The 7,923-nt window shown below is 61.7% G+C and carries 9 protein-coding genes and 1 pseudogene; 8 read left to right on the top strand and 2 right to left on the bottom strand.

The window, feature by feature from the left end:
* Positions 1 to 58: 58 nt before the first annotated feature.
* Both HX869_RS11460 and HX869_RS11455 read right to left on the bottom strand, forming a co-directional pair.
* Positions 59 to 1,363, bottom strand: coding sequence for an ATP-binding protein (locus HX869_RS11460; protein WP_178903110.1), 1,305 nt, complete (start codon positions 1,361 to 1,363; stop codon positions 59 to 61).
* Entirely contained in the window at positions 1,360 to 2,100 is a 741-nt protein-coding gene (locus tag HX869_RS11455) for a response regulator (RefSeq protein WP_003212510.1), read from the bottom strand. The genes HX869_RS11460 and HX869_RS11455 overlap by 4 nt, the downstream gene beginning before the upstream one ends.
* A gap of 216 nt (positions 2,101 to 2,316) precedes the next feature.
* Here HX869_RS11455 and HX869_RS11450 point away from each other — a divergent pair, with 216 nt between their 5' ends.
* From HX869_RS11450 to HX869_RS11415, 8 genes and pseudogenes are all read left to right on the top strand, one after another.
* The gene (locus tag HX869_RS11450) at positions 2,317 to 2,559 is read left to right on the top strand and encodes a DUF2790 domain-containing protein (protein ID WP_087695229.1); all 243 of its coding nucleotides are present in this window, start codon (positions 2,317 to 2,319) and stop codon (positions 2,557 to 2,559) included.
* An 11-nt stretch (positions 2,560 to 2,570) separates the two neighbouring features.
* Entirely contained in the window at positions 2,571 to 2,750 is a 180-nt protein-coding gene (locus HX869_RS11445) for a hypothetical protein (protein WP_178903109.1), read from the top strand.
* Positions 2,751 to 2,827: 77 nt separating this feature from the next.
* Positions 2,828 to 3,346: pseudogene (locus HX869_RS11440) on the top strand (thioredoxin family protein); the annotation flags it as partial.
* 86 nt (positions 3,347 to 3,432) lie between these two features.
* A complete protein-coding gene (locus tag HX869_RS11435) occupies positions 3,433 to 4,470 on the top strand; it encodes an isopenicillin N synthase family oxygenase (protein WP_178903108.1) in 1,038 nt (345 codons plus the stop codon).
* A 14-nt stretch (positions 4,471 to 4,484) separates the two neighbouring features.
* A complete protein-coding gene (locus HX869_RS11430; protein ID WP_178903107.1) occupies positions 4,485 to 5,279 on the top strand; it encodes a MetQ/NlpA family ABC transporter substrate-binding protein in 795 nt (264 codons plus the stop codon).
* On the top strand, positions 5,276 to 6,022 hold the full coding sequence (locus tag HX869_RS11425; RefSeq protein WP_178903106.1) for a methionine ABC transporter ATP-binding protein: 747 nt from the start codon (positions 5,276 to 5,278) through the stop codon (positions 6,020 to 6,022). Before HX869_RS11430 ends, HX869_RS11425 begins: the two co-directional genes overlap by 4 nt.
* Positions 6,019 to 6,684 (top strand): methionine ABC transporter permease, encoded by a 666-nt coding sequence (locus HX869_RS11420; RefSeq protein WP_003212526.1) that lies wholly within the window; start codon positions 6,019 to 6,021, stop codon positions 6,682 to 6,684. The genes HX869_RS11425 and HX869_RS11420 overlap by 4 nt, the downstream gene beginning before the upstream one ends.
* 99 nt (positions 6,685 to 6,783) lie before the next feature.
* Positions 6,784 to 7,863 carry a sigma-54-dependent Fis family transcriptional regulator gene (locus HX869_RS11415; protein ID WP_003212528.1) on the top strand — a complete coding sequence of 360 codons (1,080 nt, stop codon included), beginning with the start codon at positions 6,784 to 6,786 and terminating at the stop codon, positions 7,861 to 7,863.
* Positions 7,864 to 7,923: the final 60 nt, after the last annotated feature.

The following is a 7,923-nucleotide window of genomic DNA, read 5'->3' as shown; positions in this document are numbered from 1 at the left end:
CTGTAAGAGCGGAACCGATACAAGCCATCACCCAAATAATGGATATACACACCGCCCGTCACAGCTCCAGCCGAACCTGCGCACACAACCCCCCACCGTCCCGGTTGCTCAGGGTCAACTCCCCACCAATCGCCACAGCCAGTTGCTGGGCAATCGCCAACCCCAGCCCTGTACCACCAGTGCCACGATTACGCGAACTCTCCACCCGGTAAAACGGCTGCATCACCTGCACCAGTTCATCCTCGGCAATCCCCGGCCCCCGGTCCAGCACCTTGATCGAAAGCTCACCCGCCGCCGTCGGCCCCACCTCCAACTGCGCCTCCCCGGCAAATTTCAGCGCGTTGTCCACCAGGTTCACCAGCACCCGACGCAACGCATGGGGCCGCGTATCCAAAACCACCGCGCTTTTACCGGTCAAACTCACTTGCTTGTTCATGTCCTGGTAATCAAACACCAGGCTGTCGAGAAACGCATCCAGGTCGATCCGGCAACTGGCCTCGGTGGACCCATGCACACTGCGGGCATACGCCACACCCTCGCGCACCAGATGCTCCATTTCCCCCAGGTCACTCCAGAGCTTTTCCCGGTCCACCGAGTCCTCCATGAACTCGGCACGCAATTTCATGCGGGTAATCGGCGTCTGCAAGTCATGGGAGATCGCCGCCAGAATCTGCATGCGCTCCTTGAGGTACTCGGCAATCCGCTTCTGCATTTCGTTGAACGCCGCCGCCGCATGCGCCACCTCGGTGGGGCCGGTTTCGTCCAGCGGCGTCGGGCGGGCATTCGGGTCGAGGGTTTCCACTGCCCGTGCCAGGCGTGTCAGCGGGCGGATGGCGATGCGCACGGCGATCCAGGTGCACACCAGCAACACCACCAGTTGCAGCACCAGTACCACCGGCAGCCAGAACGCAAACGGGATCGGCTTGGGATAGACATCAATCGTGACCGGGCTGCCATCGGCCAGGGTCAGGTGCGCCTGGAAGTGTTTTTGCAGGCCCGGGATGTCGCGGAACGTCAGCGGGTAGTGCTCGCCCAACGCATCGGAAATCGACGTCGCGGCCATGGGCACGTTGTCGCTGGCCATCGGCTCGCCGGGTTCGCCGGCATTCAGCAGGTAGCGGTAGGCGTTGCGGTCGAGCCGCGGCAGCCAGCTGGCACGCTCGGCGGCGGGCAGGCGGTCGAGGATCGCGATCGACGTCGATACGTCGTTTTCCAGGTTGCCCAGCATTACGCTGCGGGCACTCATGTAGCGCTCATAGAACTGCGCACTGAACGACAGGGCGTTGGCGCACAGCAGGCTGACGATGAAAATTACCGTCAGTTGCGCCGCGAGGGTGCGCGGCCAGCGGAACGTGAGGGTCATGCCGGGTCCCCAAGGATTTCCACGGCCAGGGAGAACACATAGCCTTCGCTGCGCACGGTCTTGATGTAGGCCGGTTCGCGGGCGTCGTCCAAAAGGCGCTGGCGCAGGCGGCTGACCAGCAGGTCGATGGAGCGGTCGAACAGGTCCGCGTCCCGGCCTTGTGTCAGGTTCAGCAACTGGTCACGGTTGAGCACCCGTTGCGGATGGTCGAGGAAAACGCGCAGCAAGCGGTATTCGGCACCGCTCAAGGCCACCAGGGTGTTGTCTTCGTCCAGCAGATGGCGGGCGGTGGTGTCCAGGCGCCAGCGGCCAAAGCGGATCAGCCGGCCGCTTTCGGTCACCACCAGGTTTGGCGGCAGCATCCGTGTGCGCCGCAGCACGGCGTTGATGCGGGCCAGCAGTTCACGGGCGGCGAAGGGCTTGACCAGGTAATCGTCGGCGCCCATTTCCAGGCCGATGATGCGGTCGGTTTCATCGTTGCGCGCGGTGAGCATCAGGATCGGCGTGGCCTTGTGCTTGCCCACCCGCAGTTCGCGGCACAGCTGCAAGCCGTCGTCGCCGGGCATCATGATGTCCAGCACGATCAGGTCCACGGGCGTGGTGTCGAGGAAGCTGCGCATCTGCCGGCCGTCAGCCACCACGGTGGTGCGCAGGCCGTTCTTTTTCAGGTAGTTGCCCACCAGTTCGCGGATCTCCCGATCGTCATCGACAATCAGAATGTGATCGACGTGATCCATGCTGCCTTCCTCGTTGATTAGTCATTGATGCGCAGTCTAGCCACTGGCGGCGGGCTTGCCTTGTGCCCTTTGTATTGCAGTGTATCTGGCGGTGACGAGATACACATCGACGCAAAAATCCGGGCCTGGCCGACACAATCCGGATACCTCGCAAGGTTCAAATGAGCCCAACGAGGTAATCCGCCTCGGCCCACTTGAACCCCCGGGGAACCACCCATGACCATCAAAGCTGCCTATGCCAGTTGCCTGTTTGCCTTACTCACTGGCCTGAGTGTTGCCGCCCATGCCGAAACCACCGCCAGCCAGCCGGATATCCACCAGGTGCTGTCGATCTCCGAAGAGTCCGGTGGCGCGCTGTGCGGCATCGTCAACTCGCACCTGACCTACCTCGATTCCGAGGGCCAGCGCCACGTCCTCGACTACCGCAAATTTTCCAGCAATTGCCTTGAAGGCAGCTGAGGAGACCGGCCATGACCCCACTCAACAGCTTTCTCAGCGCCCTGGCGTTTTCCCTGGCGGGTGTGGCGGCGGATGTGAATGCCGCCACCGCGAAAAAACTCACTGGCGGTGAAACCTGCTTCCAGAACACGCCGCTGGCGCAAAACGGCGCGGCTCGCAAGCGCGCCGAAACACCCCCGGCCACGAGGTGACACCCATGAACTTCATCCGATACCTGCGCCGCTCAAAAGGCCTGCTGCTGTTGGCACTGGTGGTTGCCTTGGTCGGCGTGCCCAAGGCGGTGAACTACCTGATCAACAACGTCGATGCCGAAAGTTTCAGCCAGTCCGATGAGCGCATGCCGTCCCTCGACGGCGCGGTGGCCTGGCTCAACTCGCCGCCGCTGACGGCCGAGGGCCTGAAGGGCAAGGTGGTGCTGGTGGATTTCTGGACCTACGACTGCGTCAACTGCCAGCGCAGCCTGCCGTACGTCAATCAGTGGGCGAAGAAGTACGCCAGGGACGGGTTGGTGGTGATCGGTGTGCACACGCCGGAAAACGCCTATGAGAAAGTCCTGGATAACGTACGCAGCCAGGTCAAGAAGCTGGACATCCATTACCCGGTGGCCATCGACAACGACTACCGCATCTGGCGCGCCTTCGATAACCAGTACTGGCCGGCCCATTACTTCTTCGATGCCACCGGCAAAGTGCGCTACAGCCATTTCGGCGAGGGCCGCTACGACAATCAGGAGAAAGTCATCCAGGCCCTGCTGGAAGAAGCCAGGGCGGCGAACGCGCCAACCTAAGCTAATGCCAAAAAGGTATTTATTGCGGGGTTTTTAGATCGTTTAGCTTCACCACTCCACGTACCTGTTCATGGAGTGAGCACCCAATGTCGCACCCGCTGGCAATCAACACCTTGCCCCTGCTGGACCTGGCGCTGCTCGACGGCAGCCTGGCCCAGCGTGGGCAGTTTCTCGATGACCTGCGCCACGCTGCGCGGCATATCGGTTTTTTCTACCTCACCGGCCACGGCATCGACGCCGGGTTGCTCACCCAGGTGCAGCAGCAGGCGCGCCAGTTTTTCGCCTTGCCGGAGGCCGACAAGCTTGCTGTCGGCATGATCAACTCCCCGCACTTTCGCGGCTACAACCGCGCCGCGTCGGAGATCACCCGGGGGCAGCCGGATCTGCGTGAACAGTTCGACCTCGGCGCCGAGCGCGAGCCGCTGCGGCAAGGCCCGGATTCACCGGCCTGGTCGCGCCTGCAAGGCCCCAACCAGTGGCCTGCCGCGTTGCCTGAACTCAAGCCCTTGTTACTGGCCTGGCAGCAGGCGATGACGCAGATGTCCCTGCGCCTGTTGCGCGCCTTTGCCCAGGCCTTGTCGCTGCCGGAAAACGCTTTCGACCCGCTGTATGGCGACAAGCCCAACGAACACATCAAGCTGATCCGCTACCCCGGCCGCCACGCCCAGCAGAGTCGCCAGGGTGTCGGTGCCCACAAGGATTCCGGCTTTCTCAGCTTCCTCCTGCAAGACCAGCAGGCCGGCCTGCAAGTGGAAGTGGAGGAGGGCCGCTGGATCGACGCTTCGCCGCGCCCCGACACCCTGGTGGTGAACATCGGCGAGTTGCTGGAACTGGCCACCAACGGCTACCTGCGTGCCACGGTGCACCGGGTCGAATCGCCGCCCCTGGGCAGCGAGCGTTTGTCCCTGGCGTTTTTCCTCGGTGCACAACTCGACGCGGTGGTGCCGGTGTATCAGTTGCCGCCCGAGTTGCTGCGCGATGCCCACGGCCCCACCAGTGACCCGCGTAACCCGCTGCTGCGGGACGTCGGCTGGAACTACCTCAAGGGCCGCCTGCGTTCCCATCCGGATGTCGCCCAACGGTTTTACGCCGATGCCACGATTCCCCAAGCCCTGTCCGCCTGATAAGGAACATCACCATGCTCAAGAAAACAGCCCTGGCCCTGGCCGTCCTGATTGCCTCCTTCGACGCCCAGGCCGCCGAGGCCCTGCGTGTGGCGGCGGACCCGATTCCCCACGCGCAAATCCTCGAATACGTGCAGAAGCTCGACCCGCAGCTGCAGCTGAAAATCATCGAAATCCCCAACGGCGTGAACTCCAATGAACTGCTGGCCCACGGTGATGTGGACGCCAACTACTTCCAGCACTTGCCGTACCTGCACTCCCAGGAACAGGCTCTCGGCCAGAAATTCACAGTGGCGGCCACCGTGCATATCGAGCCACTGGGTATCTATTCCCATCGCCACACCAGCTTTGCCCAGGTGCCGGATAAAGGCACCGTGGCCGTGCCCAACAACGTCACCAACCTGAGCCGTGCGCTGTACCTGCTGCAAGCCAACGGCCTGATCACGCTCAAGCCCGGTTTCAATGACCCGGCCAAGGACCAGGCAACGCCCAAGGACATTGCCGAGAACCCCAGGCACCTGAAGATCCTCGAGATCGAATCACCACAGATTCCTCGTGCCCTGGATGATGTCGACCTCGCCGTGATCAATGGCAACTACGCCCTCGAGGCCGGCCTGTCACCGGCCAAGGATGCCCTTGGGCTGGAAAAAGCCCAGGGCAATCCCTACGCGAATATCCTCGTGACCACCCCGAAATTGCAGGACGACCCACGGATCAAACAGCTGGCCAAGGACCTGAATTCGCCGGAGGTGGCCAAGTTCATCGCCGAGAAATATGCAGGCTCGGTGATTCCGGTAGCTGTCGAATGATCGTCATCGAGCAGGTCAGCAAAACCTACGCCGATGGCCAGCCGCCGGCGCTGGATAACGTGTCGTTGCAGATTGCCGATGGTTCGATCTTCGGGATCGTGGGGCGGAGCGGGGCGGGCAAGAGTACTTTGCTGCGTTGCCTGAACCTGCTGGAGCGCCCGACCTCCGGGCGTATCCTCATGGACGGCCAGGACCTGACGCTGCTCAGTGACAAGCAATTGCGCCAGCAACGCCAGCGTATCGGCATGATCTTCCAGGGTTTCAACCTGCTGCATTCACGCAACGTCGCCGACAATGTGGCGGTGCCCCTGGAAATCGCCGGTCAGCCCAAGGCCGAGCGCGTTGCCCGGGTCAAGGAATTGCTGGAACTGGTCGGCCTGAGTGACAAGGCGCTGGCGTTTCCGTCGCAACTGTCCGGCGGCCAGAAGCAGCGCGTCGGCATCGCCCGGGCACTGGCGGCGCGCCCGGATTATTTGCTGTCGGACGAAGCCACCAGCGCCCTCGACCCGGAAACCACCGCGTCGATCCTGGAACTGCTGCGCAGTATCAATCGGCAACTGGGGGTGACCATCGTGTTGATCACCCACGAGCTGGATGTGGTCAAGGCTATCTGCGACAGCGCGGTATCCCTGGCCAATGGGCGTGTGGTGGAAAGCGGCAGCCTGATTCAATTGCAGGCCGACCCCGCCTCAAGCCTGGGCCGCTCACTGGCCCCCAGCCTGCCAGCGGTGAGGGCAGTATGAAAACGGACTGGAACGACATCCTGCAACTGCTGCTCACGGCCACTGGCGAAACCCTGTACATGGTGCTGCTGGCGGCGGTCTTTACCTTGCTGATCGGCCTGCCCCTGGGGGTGCTGCTGTTTGTCAGTCGCCGCGGCGGGCTGTTCCCGCTGCCACGGGTGAACCGTGTGCTGGGTGCGGTGATCAACCTGGGCCGCTCATTGCCCTTTGTGGTGATGCTGATTGCCTTGATTCCGCTGACCCGGTTGATCGTTGGCACCACATTGGGCAGCACCGCCGCCGTGGTGCCGATCACCATTGGCGCCTTTCCGTTTTTTGCGCGGATTGTCGAAAACGCGCTGGACGAAGTGGACAAGGGGCGTATCGAAGCCATCGTTGCCATGGGCGGAGATATTCGGCATGTGATCTTCAAGGTGCTGCTGCCGGAGGCGCTCCCTGCGTTGCTTGCGGGGTTGACCCTGACCCTGGTGATGCTGATCGGCTTTTCGTCCATGGCGGGGGTGATTGGCGGTGGCGGCCTGGGCGACCTGGCGATTCGTTATGGGTACCAGCGTTTCAATAACCAGATCATGGTGGTGACGGTGATTGTGTTGGTGGTGCTGGTCCAGGGCGTGCAAAGCCTGGGGGATCGTTGCGTGAGGTCGCTGGCGCATCGTCGATAAACGGTTATGTACTAATGAATTTTTAATATTTCTAGTTATATGCGTGACTGAGTAAAGTTCCTTTACGTACCTTCACCTCGTCGCCGGGAAATACTCTTCATGAACCGTCCCCACGGGCATCCCACGCCGATCCTGACTTTGCCCCAGGGCGAAAAAGACCCGTTGTCGATTCGCGCCAAGGCGCTGGTTTTTGCCGACCCGCGTTCCCTGCAACTGCTCGAATATTTGCAACGTGTCGGCCCCAGTGAAGCGCCGGTGTTGATCAATGGCGAGACCGGCACCGGCAAGGAGCTGGTGGCGCGCTATATCCACAGCGCCAGCGGCCGCACCGGTGCGTTTGTGCCGGTGAACTGTGGGGCCATCAGCGAGAACCTTGCGGAAAGCGAATTTTTTGGGCATGAGGCCGGCTCGTTTTCCGGGGCCTCGGGGCGGCGGATCGGCTGGTTTGAAGAAGCCGATGGCGGCACCCTGTTCCTCGATGAGATCGGTGACTTGCCGCTGCCGTTGCAGGTGAAGCTGCTGCGGGTATTGCAGGAGCAGGAAGTGGTGCGAGTGGGGTCGCGCAAGCCGATCAAGATCAATATCCGGCTGGTGACGGCCACCAACATCGACCTGGAGCAGGCGGTGGAGGCGGGCAACTTTCGTCTTGACCTGTTCTATCGCATCAACGTGGCGCAGGTGCAGGTGTTGCCGTTGCGTGAGCGGCCGCTGGATATCCTGCCGTTGGTTGAGCATTTTCGGCGGCTCTACAGTGCCAGGCTGAAAATCGCTGAGCCGATGTTGTCGGAGTCGGCGACCCAGGCGTTGCTGGATTATCCGTGGCCGGGGAATATTCGTGAGCTGGAGAATGTGGTGCACCTGGCGCTTTTGGTGGCTGGGGACAGGCCGATCATGCCGTCGCACTTGAAGTTTTCTGCGGGGTTGAGTGCGATGCATGCCAGCGTTAACAGCGGGGCGCCGAGGATTCCGCAGGAGGTGGTGCGGGAGCAGTTGCTGCGGTTGTTCGAGGTGCCGGGGGATTCGTTGTTGCACGATATCGAGGATTTGATCGTGCGGGAGGCGTTTGCGTTTTGTGGGTTTAATCAGTTGCGTACGGCGGAGTTGTTGGGGGTGACGCGCAATGCCATGCGGACGCTTTTGGTGAATCATGGGATGCTCAAGGGGCGGGTTAAACCCTGATTTTTTGATGATGTACATATCCGTTTCTTCGGTAACGGCTGCTTATGGTTTCGCTCTTAC

It is taken from the genome of Pseudomonas sp. P7779 (assembly GCF_013386315.1).
Lineage (GTDB): Bacteria > Pseudomonadota > Gammaproteobacteria > Pseudomonadales > Pseudomonadaceae > Aquipseudomonas.
The sequence above is the reverse complement of the archived record's forward strand: the minus strand, read 5'-3'. Positions and strand labels throughout refer to the sequence as shown.